At 70.9% G+C, this 14,936-nt stretch carries 16 protein-coding genes; 8 read left to right on the top strand and 8 right to left on the bottom strand.

The window, feature by feature from the left end; translation table 11 throughout:
- Positions 1-91 precede the first annotated feature (91 nt).
- The 5 genes from acs (at position 92) to G3I41_RS37080 (ending at position 5,539) form a co-directional block, all read left to right on the top strand.
- The gene (acs, locus tag G3I41_RS25510) at positions 92-2,089 is read left to right on the top strand and encodes an acetate--CoA ligase (protein WP_164402711.1); all 1,998 of its coding nucleotides are present in this window, start codon (positions 92-94) and stop codon (positions 2,087-2,089) included.
- Positions 2,090-2,311: 222 nt separating this feature from the next.
- Positions 2,312-3,718: a Na+/H+ antiporter NhaA gene (nhaA, locus tag G3I41_RS25505; RefSeq protein ID WP_164402710.1), complete on the top strand. Its 1,407-nt coding sequence runs from the start codon at positions 2,312-2,314 to the stop codon at positions 3,716-3,718.
- A gap of 39 nt (positions 3,719-3,757) precedes the next feature.
- The gene (locus G3I41_RS25500) at positions 3,758-4,288 is read left to right on the top strand and encodes a phage holin family protein (RefSeq protein ID WP_164402709.1); all 531 of its coding nucleotides are present in this window, start codon (positions 3,758-3,760) and stop codon (positions 4,286-4,288) included.
- Entirely contained in the window at positions 4,285-5,229 is a 945-nt protein-coding gene (locus G3I41_RS25495; RefSeq protein ID WP_164402708.1) for an alpha/beta hydrolase, read from the top strand. The genes G3I41_RS25500 and G3I41_RS25495 overlap by 4 nt, the downstream gene beginning before the upstream one ends.
- A gap of 106 nt (positions 5,230-5,335) precedes the next feature.
- Positions 5,336-5,539: a hypothetical protein gene (locus G3I41_RS37080; RefSeq protein WP_073966437.1), complete on the top strand. Its 204-nt coding sequence runs from the start codon at positions 5,336-5,338 to the stop codon at positions 5,537-5,539.
- 36 nt (positions 5,540-5,575) lie between these two features.
- Here the strand turns inward: G3I41_RS37080 and G3I41_RS25485 are convergent, their stop codons facing one another.
- From G3I41_RS25485 to nth, 3 genes are all read right to left on the bottom strand, one after another.
- Positions 5,576-6,781: a MarP family serine protease gene (locus G3I41_RS25485; RefSeq protein WP_164402707.1), complete on the bottom strand. Its 1,206-nt coding sequence runs from the start codon at positions 6,779-6,781 to the stop codon at positions 5,576-5,578.
- Between the two features lie 88 nt (positions 6,782-6,869).
- Positions 6,870-7,583 carry a CoA pyrophosphatase gene (locus G3I41_RS25480; RefSeq protein WP_164402706.1) on the bottom strand — a complete coding sequence of 238 codons (714 nt, stop codon included), beginning with the start codon at positions 7,581-7,583 and terminating at the stop codon, positions 6,870-6,872.
- A gap of 62 nt (positions 7,584-7,645) precedes the next feature.
- The gene (nth, locus tag G3I41_RS25475) at positions 7,646-8,572 is read right to left on the bottom strand and encodes an endonuclease III (RefSeq protein ID WP_164402705.1); all 927 of its coding nucleotides are present in this window, start codon (positions 8,570-8,572) and stop codon (positions 7,646-7,648) included.
- A gap of 253 nt (positions 8,573-8,825) precedes the next feature.
- Between nth and G3I41_RS25470 the strand changes: the two genes are divergently transcribed.
- Complete coding sequence (locus G3I41_RS25470; RefSeq protein WP_014046869.1) at positions 8,826-9,500, top strand: Crp/Fnr family transcriptional regulator; 675 nt, start codon at positions 8,826-8,828, stop codon at positions 9,498-9,500.
- Between the two features lie 48 nt (positions 9,501-9,548).
- Here the strand turns inward: G3I41_RS25470 and G3I41_RS25465 are convergent, their stop codons facing one another.
- The 4 genes from G3I41_RS25465 to G3I41_RS25450 form a co-directional block, all read right to left on the bottom strand.
- A complete protein-coding gene (locus G3I41_RS25465; protein WP_164402704.1) occupies positions 9,549-10,379 on the bottom strand; it encodes an MBL fold metallo-hydrolase in 831 nt (276 codons plus the stop codon).
- Positions 10,376-11,335, bottom strand: a complete 960-nt coding sequence (locus tag G3I41_RS25460) for an NUDIX hydrolase (RefSeq protein WP_164402703.1) — start codon at positions 11,333-11,335, stop codon at positions 10,376-10,378. Before G3I41_RS25460 ends, G3I41_RS25465 begins: the two co-directional genes overlap by 4 nt.
- A 124-nt stretch (positions 11,336-11,459) precedes the next feature.
- Positions 11,460-11,930 (bottom strand): RidA family protein, encoded by a 471-nt coding sequence (locus G3I41_RS25455; protein ID WP_164402702.1) that lies wholly within the window; start codon positions 11,928-11,930, stop codon positions 11,460-11,462.
- Complete coding sequence (locus G3I41_RS25450; protein WP_003991873.1) at positions 11,930-12,088, bottom strand: DUF4177 domain-containing protein; 159 nt, start codon at positions 12,086-12,088, stop codon at positions 11,930-11,932. The genes G3I41_RS25455 and G3I41_RS25450 overlap by 1 nt, the downstream gene beginning before the upstream one ends.
- An 82-nt stretch (positions 12,089-12,170) precedes the next feature.
- Here G3I41_RS25450 and G3I41_RS25445 point away from each other — a divergent pair, with 82 nt between their 5' ends.
- Both G3I41_RS25445 and G3I41_RS25440 read left to right on the top strand, forming a co-directional pair.
- On the top strand, positions 12,171-13,160 hold the full coding sequence (locus G3I41_RS25445; RefSeq protein ID WP_164402701.1) for an ArsA-related P-loop ATPase: 990 nt from the start codon (positions 12,171-12,173) through the stop codon (positions 13,158-13,160).
- Complete coding sequence (locus G3I41_RS25440) at positions 13,157-14,488, top strand: ArsA family ATPase (RefSeq protein ID WP_164402700.1); 1,332 nt, start codon at positions 13,157-13,159, stop codon at positions 14,486-14,488. The genes G3I41_RS25445 and G3I41_RS25440 overlap by 4 nt, the downstream gene beginning before the upstream one ends.
- Before the next feature lie 35 nt (positions 14,489-14,523).
- Here G3I41_RS25440 and G3I41_RS25435 read toward each other — a convergent pair whose 3' ends face one another.
- Positions 14,524-14,877 (bottom strand): WhiB family transcriptional regulator, encoded by a 354-nt coding sequence (locus G3I41_RS25435; RefSeq protein WP_203601634.1) that lies wholly within the window; start codon positions 14,875-14,877, stop codon positions 14,524-14,526.
- Positions 14,878-14,936: the final 59 nt, after the last annotated feature.

The following is a 14,936-nucleotide window of genomic DNA, read 5'->3' as shown; positions in this document are numbered from 1 at the left end:
GTGGAGGCGGGATCATGCCTCTATACACGAGACACAGGTCTAAACCAATTCCCGGCAGACACTTGTCACCCGGCCTCGGGACTGATGAGCTATGCCCCGGGACACAACGGACACCCTGGGACTGGGAGAAGTCGTGAGCAACGAGAGCCTGGCCAACCTGCTTCGGGAAGAGCGGAAGTTCGCTCCGCCTGCCGAGCTGGCCGCCAACGCCAACGTCACCGCAGAGGCGTACGAGCAGGCCGAAGCGGACCGGCTGGGCTTCTGGGCCGAGCAGGCCCGCCGCCTGACCTGGGCCACGGAGCCGACCGAGACCCTCGACTGGAGCAACCCGCCCTTCGCGAAGTGGTTCGCGGACGGCGAGCTCAACGTCGCGTACAACTGCGTCGACCGTCACGTCGAGGCGGGCAACGGTGACCGGGTCGCCATCCACTTCGAGGGCGAGCCCGGCGACAGCCGCGCCCTGACCTACGCGGAGCTGAAGGACGAGGTCTCCCGCGCCGCCAACGCCCTCACCGAGCTCGGTGTCGGCAAGGGCGACCGGGTCGCCGTCTACCTCCCGATGATCCCCGAGGCCGCCGTCGCGATGCTGGCCTGCGCCCGCATCGGCGCCGCGCACTCGGTCGTCTTCGGCGGCTTCTCCGCCGACGCCATCGCCGCCCGCATCGAGGACGCGGACGCGAAGGTCGTCATCACGGCGGACGGCGGTTACCGCCGCGGCAAGCCCTCCGCGCTCAAGCCCGCGGTGGACGACGCCGTCTCCCGCATCGACAGCGTGGAGCACGTCCTGGTGGTCCGCCGTACGGGCCAGGACACCGCGTGGAACGAGGGCCGCGACGTCTGGTGGCACGAGATCACGGGCCGCCAGTCCGCCGAGCACACGCCCGAGGCGTTCGAGGCTGAGCAGCCGCTGTTCATCCTGTACACGTCGGGCACCACCGGGAAGCCCAAGGGCATCCTGCACACCTCCGGGGGCTACCTCACCCAGGCGGCGTACACCCACCACGCGGTCTTCGACCTGAAGCCGGAGACCGACGTCTACTGGTGCACCGCCGACATCGGCTGGGTGACCGGGCACTCGTACATCGTCTACGGGCCGCTGGCCAACGGCGCCACGCAGGTGATGTACGAGGGCACGCCCGACACCCCGCATCAGGGGCGCTTCTGGGAGATCGTCCAGAAGTACGGGGTCACGATCCTCTACACCGCGCCGACCGCGATCCGTACGTTCATGAAGTGGGGGGACGACATCCCCGCCAAGTTCGACCTGTCGTCCCTGCGCGTCCTCGGTTCGGTCGGTGAGCCGATCAACCCCGAGGCGTGGGTCTGGTACCGCAAGCACATCGGTGCCGACAGGTGCCCGATCGTGGACACCTGGTGGCAGACCGAGACCGGCACGATGATGATCTCGCCGCTGCCCGGCGTCACCGAGACCAAGCCGGGGAGTGCCCAGCGCGCCCTGCCGGGCATCTCCGCGACCGTCGTGGACGACGAGGCCAACGAGGTCCCGAACGGCGGAGGCGGCTACCTGGTCCTCACCGAGCCGTGGCCGTCGATGCTCCGCACCATCTGGCGCGACGACCAGCGCTTCCTCGACACGTACTGGTCGCGCTTCGAGGGCAAGTACTTCGCCGGCGACGGTGCCAAGAAGGACGAGGACGGCGACATCTGGCTGCTCGGCCGGGTGGATGACGTCATGCTGGTGTCCGGGCACAACATCTCGACCACCGAGGTCGAGTCGGCGCTCGTCTCGCATCCGTCGGTCGCCGAGGCCGCCGTGGTCGGCGCCGCAGACGAGACGACCGGCCAGGCCATCGTCGCCTTCGTCATCCTGCGGGGCACCGCGACCGCCTCCGACGAGCTGGTGGCGGAGCTGCGCAACCACGTCGGGGCGACGCTCGGCCCGATCGCCAAGCCGAAGCGCATCATGCCGGTGGCCGAGCTGCCGAAGACCCGTTCCGGCAAGATCATGCGCCGTCTGCTGCGCGACGTGGCGGAGAACCGGGCCCTGGGCGATGTCACGACCCTGACCGACTCCTCGGTCATGGACCTGATCCAGAACCAGCTGCCGTCGGCCCCCTCCGAGGACTGACACCTACGCACGGCCCGAAGGGCACCCGGCAACGCGCTGGGTGCCCTTCGGGCGTTTACGGTGAGAGCACCGCTCCCAAGCATCCTGACCGCCACATCCCGCGGGTACAGTGGCAGCTGATCGACAACACGATAGGAAAATCTTCACAGGGGTGCCGGGAAGTCTGGTCGGCAAGTGCATCAGCCATGCCATCGCTGCCGTACCGACCCGGAGGTCTCCCCCGTGGCCACGCCCACCCCCGCACCCCCCGGCCCGCGCCGCACCTTCCTGGGGCGGCTGCCGCTCCCCGAGCGCAACTACGTCGCCGACGCCCTGCGTACGGAGACCGTCGGGGGCGTCATCCTGCTGGTCGCCGCCGTGGCCGCGTTGGTGTGGGCCAACACCGCGGGTTCGAGCTACTCGGCCGTCAGTCACTTCCACATCGGGCCCGAGACCCTCGGTCTGCACCTCTCCGTGGAGCACTGGGCCGCCGACGGGCTGCTCGCGATCTTCTTCTTCGTGGCGGGCGTCGAACTCAAACGCGAACTCGTGGCGGGAGAACTGCGCGATCCCAAGGCCGCGGCGCTCCCCGTGGCCGCCGCGCTCTGCGGCATGGCGGTCCCGGCGGTCATCTACACCCTGGTCAACGTGTTCGGCGACGGCTCGACGGACGGCTGGGCGGTCCCGACCGCCACGGACATCGCCTTCGCGCTCGCCGTTCTCGCCGTCATCGGCGCCTCGCTGCCCTCCGCGCTCCGGGCCTTCCTGCTGACGCTCGCCGTCGTGGACGACCTCTTCGCGATCCTCGTCATCGCCATCTTCTTCACCGACGACATCGACTTCCTCGCGCTCGGCGGCGCCTTCCTCGGGCTGGGCCTCTTCTATCTGCTGCTCCGCCTCGGCGTGCGCGGCTGGTACGTCTATGTGCCGCTCGCCCTGGTCATCTGGGGGCTGATGTACAACAGCGGCATCCACGCCACCATCGCCGGCGTCGCCATGGGGCTGATGCTGCGCTGCACCCGTCGCGAGGGCGAGGAGCACTCCCCCGGTGAGCGCATCGAGCACCTGGTGCACCCGCTGTCGGCGGGCTTCGCCGTGCCGGTCTTCGCGCTCTTCTCCGCCGGGGTCTCCCTGTCCGGCGGCGCGATGGCCTCCGTCTTCGACCAGCCGGAGACCCTCGGGGTCGTCCTGGGCCTGGTCGCCGGCAAGACCATCGGCGTCTTCGGCGGTACGTGGCTGACCACGCGGCTCACCCGGGCCGAGCTGAACAAGGACCTCGCCTGGGCGGACGTCTTCGCGATCGCCACCCTCGCCGGCATCGGCTTCACCGTGTCCCTGCTGATCGGTGAGCTCGCGTTCGCCGGTGACGACGACATGATCAACCAGATCAAGGCGTCGGTTCTGCTCGGATCCCTCATCGCCGCCGTACTCTCCGGTGTACTGCTCAAACTCCGGGTACGCAGATACAGGGCACTGACCGACGCCGAGGAACTCGACGAGGACGGTTCCGGAGTGCCGGACGTCTACGAGCAGGACGATCCGGCGTATCACCTGAGGATGGCCGCGATCTACGAGGAGAAGGCGGCCGAGCACCGCCGCCTTGCCCGACTGGCGGGGGCAGCGAGCGACAGGCCGGACAGTCCGGCATGATCTGACATCGGACGTGTTGAACAGGAGAGGGAGTCAGGGATGAGCGACCCCGGCAATTACGCGGGCAGCGCCGACCGCAGTCTCGGCCAGCTGGTCGCGTCGGCGACGGCCGAACTGTCGGCGCTGGTGCACGACGAAATCGCCCTGGCCAAGGCCGAGGTGCGGCAGGACGTCAAGCGCGGCGTCATCGGCAGTGTGGCGTTCATCGTCACGGGCGTGCTGCTCCTGTTCGCGATCCCGGTGCTGAGCTTCGCGGCCGCGTACGGCATCCACAACCTGGGGCTGGGCCTCGCCTGGTCGTTCCTGATCGTGGGTGGCGCCTTCATCCTGCTGGGCGTCCTGCTCGCGCTCTTCGGCTACGCGAAGATCAAGAAGGTCAAGCCGCCGGAGAAGTCCATCGCCTCCGCCAAGCAGACCGCCGCCGTCCTCCAGGGCGTCAAGCCGCACCCGCGCCCCGAGACCTCGGCCGACGCGTTCCTCCCGGTGGGCGGAAGCACCCGCTCCGACCGGGCCATCGAGAGCGCACCGGTCCAGGACAAGGCGTCGGCTGTGGCACGCTCATCCGCATGAGCGCTCCCGCACCGTCCGCCCCGGCCGGCGGCCCCGTCCGCCTCGACGGCCCCTGGACCCACCGGGACGTCGCGGCGAACGGCGCCCGCTTCCACATCGCCGAGATGGGTGAGGGCCCGCTGGTCCTCCTCCTGCACGGCTTTCCGCAGTTCTGGTGGACCTGGCGCCACCAACTGCCCGCGCTCGCCGAGGCGGGTTTCCGGGCCGTGGCGATGGACCTGCGCGGGGTGGGCGGCAGCGACCGCACTCCCCGCGGTTACGACCCCGCCAACCTGGCGCTCGACATCACGGGCGTGGTCAGGTCCCTCGGCGAGCCGGACGCCGCCCTCGTCGGCCACGACATGGGCGGCTACCTGGCCTGGACGGCCGCCGTGATGCGCCCGAAGCTGGTGCGCCGGCTGGCCGTCTCCTCGATGCCCCACCCACGGCGGTGGCGCTCCTCGATGCTCTCTGACTTCGCGCAGTCCCGGGCCGGCTCGTACATCTGGGGTTTCCAGCGGCCCTGGGTGCCGGAGCGTCAGCTCGTCGCCGACGACGGTGCCCTGGTGGGGCGGCTGATCAGCGACTGGGCGGGTCCGGGCAAGACGGAGTTCCCCGACGAGGCGACGCTGGGCGTCTACCGGCGGGCCATGACGATTCCCTCGACGGCGCACTGCTCGATCGAGCCGTACCGCTGGATGGTGCGCTCGCTGGCGCGCCCGGACGGCATCCAGTTCAACCGGCGCATGAAGCGGCCCGTTCGGGTGCCGACCCTGCACCTTCACGGTTCACTCGATCCGGCGGTCCGCACCCGCAGCTCCGCCGGGTCCGGCGAGTACGTCGAGGCGCCCTACCGTTGGCGACTTTTCGACGGTCTGGGCCACTTCCCCCATGAGGAGGACCCGGCGGGATTCTCGGCCGAACTCATCAACTGGCTCAAGGATTCCGAGCCGGATCGCTAGCCGTTCCGGCACACATGTCCTCCGAACAGCCACGTGCCCGGCGCATAAGCCAATTGGCTGACGGATAGGCGGTTACAGACCATGAGGCAGGGGCACACGTCCGGGTATGGGCTGGACGCACGACTTCGGTGACGCAGCACGCAACCGTCGCTCGACCGCCACGGCGGTTCCGGGCATTCACGAGGGGGACGGCCTTCAGGGCCGGGTGCACGCTTTGCACGTCATGCATGATCCTCGGCTCGGCATCTCACGCATCCTCCGGCGCAGGGCCCGCTGGGTCTCGGCGCGGCTGCGCCATCCCCGTAACTGACGCGCCGACGGGCCCGCACGGGCCGTCCGGAGAACTTCAGAGCGCGCAACCCTGACTGTCGACCTGCTGGTCGGCGGCACGGCCCTGCGCGATGTCGTCGCGGATCTCGTCCGCCGTCAGCGCGTAGCCCGTGTCCGGGTCGTCGAGCGACTTCGCGAACACGACTCCGTACACCTTGCCCTCGGGGGTCAGCAGCGGGCCGCCGGAGTTGCCCTGGCGGACCGTGGTGTAGAGCGAGTACACATCACGGCGGACCGTGCCCCGGTGGTAGATGTCGGGGCCGTTGGCGTCGATGCGGGCGCGGACGCGCGCGGAGCGCACGTCGTACGAGCCGTTCTCCGGGAAGCCCGCGACGATGGCGCTGTCGCCCGTCTCCGCGTCGCTGTCGGTACCGGTGAACTGCAGCGGCTTCACATCGAGGTCCGGGACGTCGAGTACGGCGATGTCGCGCTGCCAGTCGTAGAGGACGACCTTCGCGTCGTACAGGCGTCCCTGGCCGCCGATCTGCACGGTCGGCTCGTCGACGCCGCCGACGACGTGGGCGTTGGTCATCACCCGGCGGTCGGAGAACACGAACCCGGTGCCTTCGAGGACCTTGCCGCAGCTCGGGGCCGTGCCCACGACCTTCACGATGGACTGCTTGGCGCGCGCGGCGACGGGGCTGCCGACGAGCGCCGGGTCGGGGGCGCTGACCTCGGTGATGGGTTCGTTGGCGAACGGGCTGAAAACCTGGGGGAAGCCGTTCTGCGCGAGGACCGAGGAGAAGTCCGTGAACCAGGTGGACGCCTGGGGCGGCATCACCCGGGAGACGCCCAGCAGGACCGAGGAGCTGCGGACCTCCTTGCCCAGCGTCGGCAGCGAGGTGCCCGCCAGGGCCGAGCCGATCAGCCAGGCGACGAGCAGCATCGCCACCACGTTGACGAGGGCGCCGCCGGTCGCGTCCAGGGCGCGCGCGGGCGACCAGGTGATGTGCCGCCGGAGTTTGTTTCCCAGATGGGTGGTGAACGCCTGGCCGACCGACGCGCACACGATCACGATGACGACCGCGACGACGGCCGCGGTGGAGGAGACCTCCGAACCATCCGTCATCTGGTCCCACAGGACCGGCAGGAGGTAGACGGCGACGAGACCGCCGCCCAGGAACCCGATCACCGACAGGATGCCGACGACGAACCCCTGGCGGTAGCCGATGACCGCGAACCACACGGCTCCGGCCAGCAGCAGGATGTCCAGCACGTTCACCGTCTATAGCCTCGCAGATTCGTCACCGGGCCCGTACGTCTCCGCGGTCCGGGCGGTCCCGGATCGGCGGAGCACGGAAGTCAGCCTGTCATGCGCGCCAGTCGAGCGGCACCTGCCTGGCTCTGTCCCACGGGCGTTCCCAGCCCGCGAAGTGCAGAATCCGGTCGATCACGCCGGCCGTGAATCCCCAGACGAGCGCTGATTCGACCAGGAACGCCGGGCCCCGGTGACCGCTGGGGTGGACGGCCGTCGCCCGGTTGGCCGGGTCCGTGAGATCCGCCACGGGGACCGTGAAGACCCGCGCCGTCTCCCCCGGGTCGACCACCCCGACCGGGCTGGGCGCCCGCCACCAGCCGAGGACCGGCGTCACCACGAAGCTGCTCACCGGGATGTAGAGACGGGGGAGGACGCCGAAGATCTGTACCCCGCGCGGATCGAGGCCGGTCTCCTCCTCGGCCTCGCGCAGAGCGGCCCTGAGCGGGCCGGTCGTCGCCTGGTCGCCGTCCTCGGGGTCGAGCGAGCCACCGGGGAACGACGGCTGGCCGGGATGGGAGCGCAGGCTTCCGGCCCGCTCCATCAGCAGCAGTTCGGGGCCCCGCGCGCCCTCGCCGAACAGGACGAGCACGGCCGACTGGCGCCCCGCCCCGTCCTCCGGCGGCAGGAAGCGGCTGAGCTGCTGCGGCCGCACCGTGCGCGCGGCACGGGCGACGGGGTCGAGCCAGTCGGGCAGGCCCGCCTCCGAAACCATGACCGCAGGGCCTTCCGCCCCACCGCGCTCCGTGCCGGTCTCATGCGTCTTCATAGGCACCCCTCCGTCTCACAACGCCCGTCGTCCCGCGATTCGTTCCGCCGCGGCGGTCCGGGTCAGTCGGCGCCCAGGGGAGGTGCCGGGCTTCCCGGGTAGTCCGGCGGCGGGCTCAGCCGCTGGCCCGGCTTGCCGCCCATCTCGTACTTCAGGAGCTTGCGGGCCTTCTCCGGGTCCGTTTCGCCCTCACCGTACGACGGACACAGCGGGGCGATCGGGCAGGCGCCGCAGGCGGGCTTGCGGGCATGGCAGACGCGGCGGCCGTGGAAGATGACGCGGTGCGAGAGCATGGTCCACTCGCTCTTGGGGAAGATCGCCGCGATCTCCGCCTCGACCTTCTCCGGGTCCTCCTGCTCCGTCCACTTCCACCGCCGGACCAATCGCCCGAAATGGGTGTCCACGGTAATTCCGGGCACTCCGAAGGCGTTGCCCAGCACGACGTTGGCGGTCTTGCGGCCGACTCCCGGCAGCTTCACGAGATCCGCGAGCCTCCCCGGCACCTCGCCGCCGAAGTCGTCGCGGAGCGCGGCGGACAGGCCGAGGAGGGACTTCGCCTTGGCCCGGAAGAAGCCGGTCGGCCGGATGAGCTCCTCCAGCTCCTCCGGAACGGCGGCGGCCATGTCCTCCGGGGTGGGATAGGCGGCGAAGAGGGCGGGCGTGGTCTGGTTGACCCTCAGGTCGGTGGTCTGGGCGGAGAGAACCGTCGCCACGAGCAGTTCGAACGGATTCCGGAAGTCCAGCTCGGGATGGGCGTACGGATAGACCTCGGCGAGCTCGCGGTTGATCCGGCGGGCGCGGCGGACCATGGCCAGATGCGATTCCGGCCGCCCGGGCTTCTTCTTCGGTCCGGCGGCTCCGGCAGCGCCGACCTCCGGCTTCGCCCGCCTGGCCGAGTCGGGGCCGACGGACCGGTTCTTCGCCCCTCCGGAGCCGCTTTCCACCGTTTTCTTCAGCTTCCTCCCCTTGCCCGCACCCTGTTCGCCCACAGCGGAATCACGGCCCTCCGACACCCCATCAGCCTCCTTGGCCTGCGCTCTCACCGGCAATCCGGACACCCGGCCAGCCTAGAACGCGGCACTGACATCCGCCCCGGTCACGGGTGATCCGCCCCCAATCGGCCCCCTGCCGTACCCCTCGGCACGCGCGTGCGTCAAACTGGTTTGTGATTGATCGCACTGTTTTACCGTCCGGCATGATGGGGACCACGGTTCCCTGAACAGGCCGACAAGGAGAGAACTCGTGGACGACGTTCTGCGGCGCGCCCCGCTTTTCGCGGCGCTCGATGACGAGCAGGCCGCGGAGCTCCGCGCCTCGATGAGTGAGGTGACCCTCGCGCGCGGTGACGCGCTGTTCCACGAGGGTGACCCGGGCGACCGCCTCTATGTGGTCACCGAGGGCAAGGTGAAGCTCCACCGCACCTCCCCCGACGGCCGCGAGAACATGCTGGCGGTCCTCGGCCCCGGCGAGCTGATCGGTGAGCTCTCGCTCTTCGACCCGGGCCCGCGCACCGCCACCGCCACCGCCCTGACCGAGGTCAAGCTCCTCGGCCTCGGCCACGGTGACCTGCAGCCCTGGCTCAACGCGCGCCCCGAGGTGGCCACGGCCCTCCTGCGTGCCGTCGCCCGGCGCCTGCGCAAGACCAACGACCAGATGTCCGACCTGGTCTTCTCCGACGTGCCCGGCCGCGTCGCCCGCGCCCTCCTGGACCTGTCTCGCCGCTTCGGCGTCCAGTCCGAGGAAGGCATCCACGTGGTGCACGACCTGACGCAGGAAGAGCTGGCCCAGCTGGTCGGCGCGTCCCGCGAGACGGTCAACAAGGCCCTCGCCGACTTCGCCGGCCGTGGCTGGCTCCGGCTGGAGGCCCGCGCGGTGATCCTCCTGGACGTGGAGCGGCTGGCCAAGCGGTCGCGCTGACCCGCCGTCGTGAGGGCCCCACCGGCATCGGCGGGGCCCTCACGCATGTCAGATCAGCCCGTGCTCGGCCAGGTAGTCCAGCTGCGCCCGCACCGACAGCTCCGCGGCCGGCCACAGCGAACGGTCCACGTCCGCGTAGACATGGGCCACCACCTCGGACGAGGTCCGGTAGCCCGATTCCACCGCGGTCTCCACCTGCGCCAGCCGGTGCGCCCGGTGGGCGAGATAGAACTCGACCGCCCCCTGCGCGTCGTCCAGTACAGGTCCGTGGCCGGGCAGCACCGTGTGGACGCCGTCGTCCACCGTCAGCGAGCGCAGCCGCCTCAGCGAGTCGAGGTAGTCCCCGAGCCGCCCGTCCGGATGCGCCACCAGCGTCGTCCCGCGTCCGAGGATCGTGTCGCCGGTCAGCACCGCCTGATCGGCCGGAAGGTGGAACGACAGCGAGTCCGCCGTGTGGCCGGGCGTCGGCACCACGTACATCTCCAGGCCGCCGGTCGTGATGACGTCGCCCGTCCCCAGGCCCTCGTCGCCGAGCCGCAGCTCCGGGTCGAGCGCGCGCACCTTGGTCCGGGTCAGCTCGGCGAACCGCGCCGCGCCCTCCGCGTGGTCGGGGTGGCCGTGGGTGAGCAGCGTCAGAGCGATCCGGCGGCCCGCCCGCTCGACGGTGTCCATGACAGCGCGCAGATGAGCCTCGTCCAGCGGGCCGGGGTCGATGACGACCGCCTGGTCCGCATCGGGCTCGGCGACGATCCACGTGTTGGTCCCGTCCAGCGTCATGGCCGAGGGGTTCGGCGCCAGGACGTTGACCGTACGGGCCGTGGCGGGACCGGACAGCACCCCACCGCGCGGTTGTCCGGGCAGCGCCGCCGCGTCACTCATGCCGCACCGCCTTCCGCGCGGGATGCCTCGGCGGCGCCGGAGGGCTCCCCACCGGATCTCACCCCTGCGGGCGTTCGGTCCGTGCCGCTGGCGGGAACGTGCTTGGTGAACTCCTCGTGCCCGGGCCAGCTCAGCACCAGCTCGTCACCGTCCAGACGGGCCTGCGCGAGTACCGGGGAGAGGTCCTGGTCCGACGCCGCCTCCAGCGCCTGCGCGGCGGTGGCGTACGGCCGCAGTGCCCGCAGGGTCGCCACGGTCGGCGGCATCATCAGCAGCTCGCCCCGGTCGTATCCCTCGGCCGCGTCGGCCGGGGTGATCCACACGGTGCGGTCGGCCTCCGTCGAGGCGTTCCGGGTGCGCTGGCCCACGGGGAGCGCGGCGACGAAGAACCACGTGTCGTAGCGGCGCGGCTCGAACTCCGGCGTGATCCAGCGCGCCCACGCGCCGAGCAGGTCCGAGCGCAGCACCAGCCCGCGCCCCTCCAGGAACGCGGCGAACGACAGCTCCCGCGCGGCCAGCGCCGCGCGGTCCGCCTCCCAGTCGTCGCCGGTGGTGTCGGTGACGACGGTCTCCGGCGTCGGACCGGCCAGCAGGACCCCGGCCTCCTCGTACGTCTCGCGTACCGCGGCGCAGACGATCGCCTGCGCCTCGGCCGGTGTGCCGACACCCAGCCGACGCGCCCAGGTCTCCAGCCCGGGACCGGCCCAGCGGACGAGCAGGTCGTCGTCGCGCGGGTCGACGCCACCTCCCGGGTAGGCGTACGCCCCTCCGGCGAAGGCCATCGAGGTGCGCCGGCGCAGCATGTGGACGGCGGGCGCGCCCCCGGTACCGGTGGCGTCGTCCCGGAGCAGCATCACGGTGGCGGCCCGCCGGGGCTCGGCGGCCTTCAGTTCGCCTGCGGCGAGGGCCCTGATCCGGCCGGGCCATTCCGGGGGGTACCACTGACCATTGGACATGGCCGGAGGCTATCCGGAACCGCGTCGATGTTCGAGGGGTCCCCGGATCCGTACCGGGCGCGTACACACAAGGTCCCGCCCGGTCCTCAGGACCGGACGGGACCAGGGGCGGAGAGGGTCCGGGTCAGGCTCCGGTCAGCTCGACCTGGATCTCGACCTCGACCGGCGCGTCCAGCGGCAGCACGGCGACACCCACGGCGCTGCGGGCGTGCACGCCCTTGTCCCCGAGGACCTCGCCCAGCAGCTCGCTCGCACCGTTGATCACACCGGGCTGGCCGGTGAAGTCGGCGGCCGAGGCGACGAAGCCGACGACCTTCACGACCCGGGCGATCCGGTCCAGGTCGCCCGCCACCGACTTCACGGCGGCGAGGGCGTTCAGCGCGCAGGTCTTCGCGAGCTCCTTGGCCTCGTCGGCCGTGACCTCGGCGCCGACCTTGCCGGTCACCGCCAGCTTGCCGTCGACCATGGGCAGCTGACCGGACGTGTACACATACACCCCGGACTGCACGGCCGGCTGGTACGACGCCAGCGGCGGCACGACGGCCGGGAGCGGCAGTCCGAGCTCGGCCAGCTTCGCCTCGACGGTGCCGGCCACTACTGCTTCTCCCGCTTCAGGTACGCCACGAGCTGCTCGGGGTTGTTCGGGCCGGGAACGACCTGGACCAGCTCCCAGCCGTCCTCGCCCCAGGTGTCCAGAATCTGCTTGGTCGCGTGCACGAGAAGGGGCACGGTCGCGTATTCCCACTTGGTCATGGCCCGACTGTAATGCCTGCGCAATCCAGGGGACGCGCAGCCTCGTGCGTAGCCTGCGGTGCGACTGGTTAGGCTCGAATACGTGAGCAGGTTCCAGGTCGTCAGCGGCAAGGGCGGTACCGGTAAGACCACGGTCGCCGCCGCCCTCGCGCTCGCCCTCGCGGCCGAGGGCAGGCGCACCCTCCTCGTGGAGGTCGAGGGCAGACAGGGCATCGCCCAGCTCTTCGAGGCGGATTCCCTCCCCTACGAGGAGCGCAGGATCGCCGTCGCTCCGGGCGGCGGCGAGGTCTACGCCCTCGCGATCGACGCGGAGCTGGCGCTCCTCGACTACCTCCAGATGTTCTACAAGCTCGGCAGCGCGGGACGGGCGCTCAAGAAGCTCGGCGCGATCGACTTCGCCACCACCATCGCGCCAGGGGTGCGGGACGTCCTGCTGACGGGCAAGGCGTGCGAGGCGGTCCGCCGCAAGGACCGGCAGAACCGGTTCGTCTACGACTACGTGATCATGGACGCCCCGCCGACCGGCCGCATCACCCGCTTCCTCAACGTGAACGACGAGGTGGCCGGGCTCGCGCGGATCGGCCCGATACACAATCAGGCGCAGGCCGTGATGCGGGTGCTGAAGTCCCCGGAGACCGCGGTGCACCTGGTGACGCTGCTGGAGGAGATGCCGGTCCAGGAGACCGCGGACGGCATCGCGGAGCTGCGCGCCGCCGAGCTGCCGGTGGGCCGGGTCATCGTGAACATGGTGCGCCCGCGGCTGCTGGACGGGGACGCGCTGCGCGCCACGGTGGGCGGGCGGCGCAAGGAGATCGCCAAGACCCTGACGCGGGCGGGCGTGACCGGTGCGGCGGGGCTCGTACGCCCGCTGGTCGAGCAGGCCGCCGAGCACACCCAGCGGGTCGCGCTGGAGCGTGAGCAGCGCACCGTGCTGGCCGGGCTGGGCCTGCCGGCGTGCGAGCTGCCGCTGATCGGCGAGGGGGTGGACCGGGCCGGGCTCGACCACCTGGCGGCCGCACTCCGGGACCAGGGCGCGGGCCGAGCGGGATCCGGACGAGGGGCGGGTTCATGACAGCACACACGACGACGGGGGCGGGCGACGGAGGGGGGACGGGCGCACCGGATCCCGTCCCGGCCCTGGACACCGATGCCCTGATCGACGACCCGGACATCCGGATCATCGTCTGCTGCGGTTCCGGCGGCGTCGGCAAGACGACCACCGCCGCGGCCCTCGGGGTGCGGGCGGCGGAGCGCGGCCGCAAGGTCGTCGTCCTCACCATCGACCCGGCCCGCAGACTCGCCCAGTCCATGGGCATCGACTCGCTGGACAACGTCCCGCGCCGGGTCAAGGGCATCGAGGGCTCCGGTGAGCTGCACGCCATGATGCTCGACATGAAGCGGACCTTCGACGAGATCGTCGAGGCGCACGCGGACGGCGAGCGGGCCCGCGCGATCCTGGAGAACCCCTTCTACCAGTCCCTGTCGGCCGGCTTCGCGGGCACGCAGGAGTACATGGCGATGGAGAAGCTGGGGCAGCTCCGGTCGCGGGACGAGTGGGACCTGATCGTCGTGGACACCCCGCCGTCGCGGTCCGCGCTGGACTTCTTGGACGCCCCGAAGCGTTTGGGCTCGTTCCTGGACGGGAAGTTCATCAAGCTGCTGATGGCCCCGGCGAAGATGGGCGGCCGCGCGGGGATGAAGTTCCTCAACGTGGGCATGTCGATGATGACCGGGACGCTGGGGAAGCTGCTGGGGGGTCAGTTCCTGCGCGACGTCCAGACGTTCGTCGCCGCGATGGACACCATGTTCGGTGGCTTCCGCACCCGTGCGGATGCCACGTACAAGCTCCTTCAGGCGCCCGGTACGGCGTTCCTCGTCGTCGCCACGCCGGAGCGGGACGCCCTGCGCGAGGCGGCGTACTTCGTGGAGCGTCTGGCCGCTGAGGACATGCCGCTCGCGGGGCTGGTGCTCAACCGGGTCCACGGCAGCGATGCCGCGCGTCTCTCCGCCGAGCAGGCGCTCGCCGCCGCGGAGAAGCTCGAAGCAGAAAATCTTGAGACCGACGGCATTGTGGATCAGGCGGCAGGGAAGGCTGGACTTCGTGAGCCCGCCGACTCCCCCACGGACGGGCACGCGCTCACCACGGACCCCGGTCCCCGGCCCGACAGCACGGCAGCCGTCACAATCGAAGAACTGACCGCGGGCCTGCTCCGTCTGCATGCCGAGCGGATGCAGGTGGTCGCGCGCGAACAGGACACACGCGACCGCTTCACCGCGCTGCACCCCGAGGTGGCCGTGGCCGCCGTGGCCGCGCTGCCCGGAGACGTCCATGACCTCTCGGGCCTGCGAGCCATCGGGGACCGCCTCGCGACCGGTTCCGCACCGGCCGGAGCTGCCTAGCCCTCGTAAGCCGTACAACGTACGAACCGCCAGGGCTAGCCGACGGCGGCGAACGTCTCGTGCAGCTCCTCGCTGTCCTCCAGCCCGATCGCCACGGGCAGGATGCCCGAGGAGCGCTCGTACTCACTGCGGGCGGTCTCCAGCAGCCGGCGCCAGGACGTCACCGTCGGCCGCCTGCGCAGCAGCGCGCGGCGCTCCCGCTCGGTCATCCCGCCCCACACGCCGAATTCGACGCGGTTGTCCAGAGCGTCGGCCAGGCACTCGGTCCGCACCGGGCATCCGGTGCACACCGCCTTGGCCCTGTTCTGCGCTGCCCCTTGTACGAACAGTTCATCCGGATCAGTAGTGCGGCAGGCTGCCTGCGCACTCCAGTCGGTTACCCAGCCCATCCCGGCGCCGTCCTCTCCCGAATCGAGGCTCCCCCACGGCGGCAGCGGCATATTCACTG

Origin of the sequence: Streptomyces sp. SID9727 (assembly GCF_010550605.1) — a bacterium.
Lineage (GTDB): Bacteria > Actinomycetota > Actinomycetes > Streptomycetales > Streptomycetaceae > Streptomyces.
Note: the sequence above shows the minus strand (reverse complement) of the source record. Positions and strands in the feature narration are given on the sequence as shown.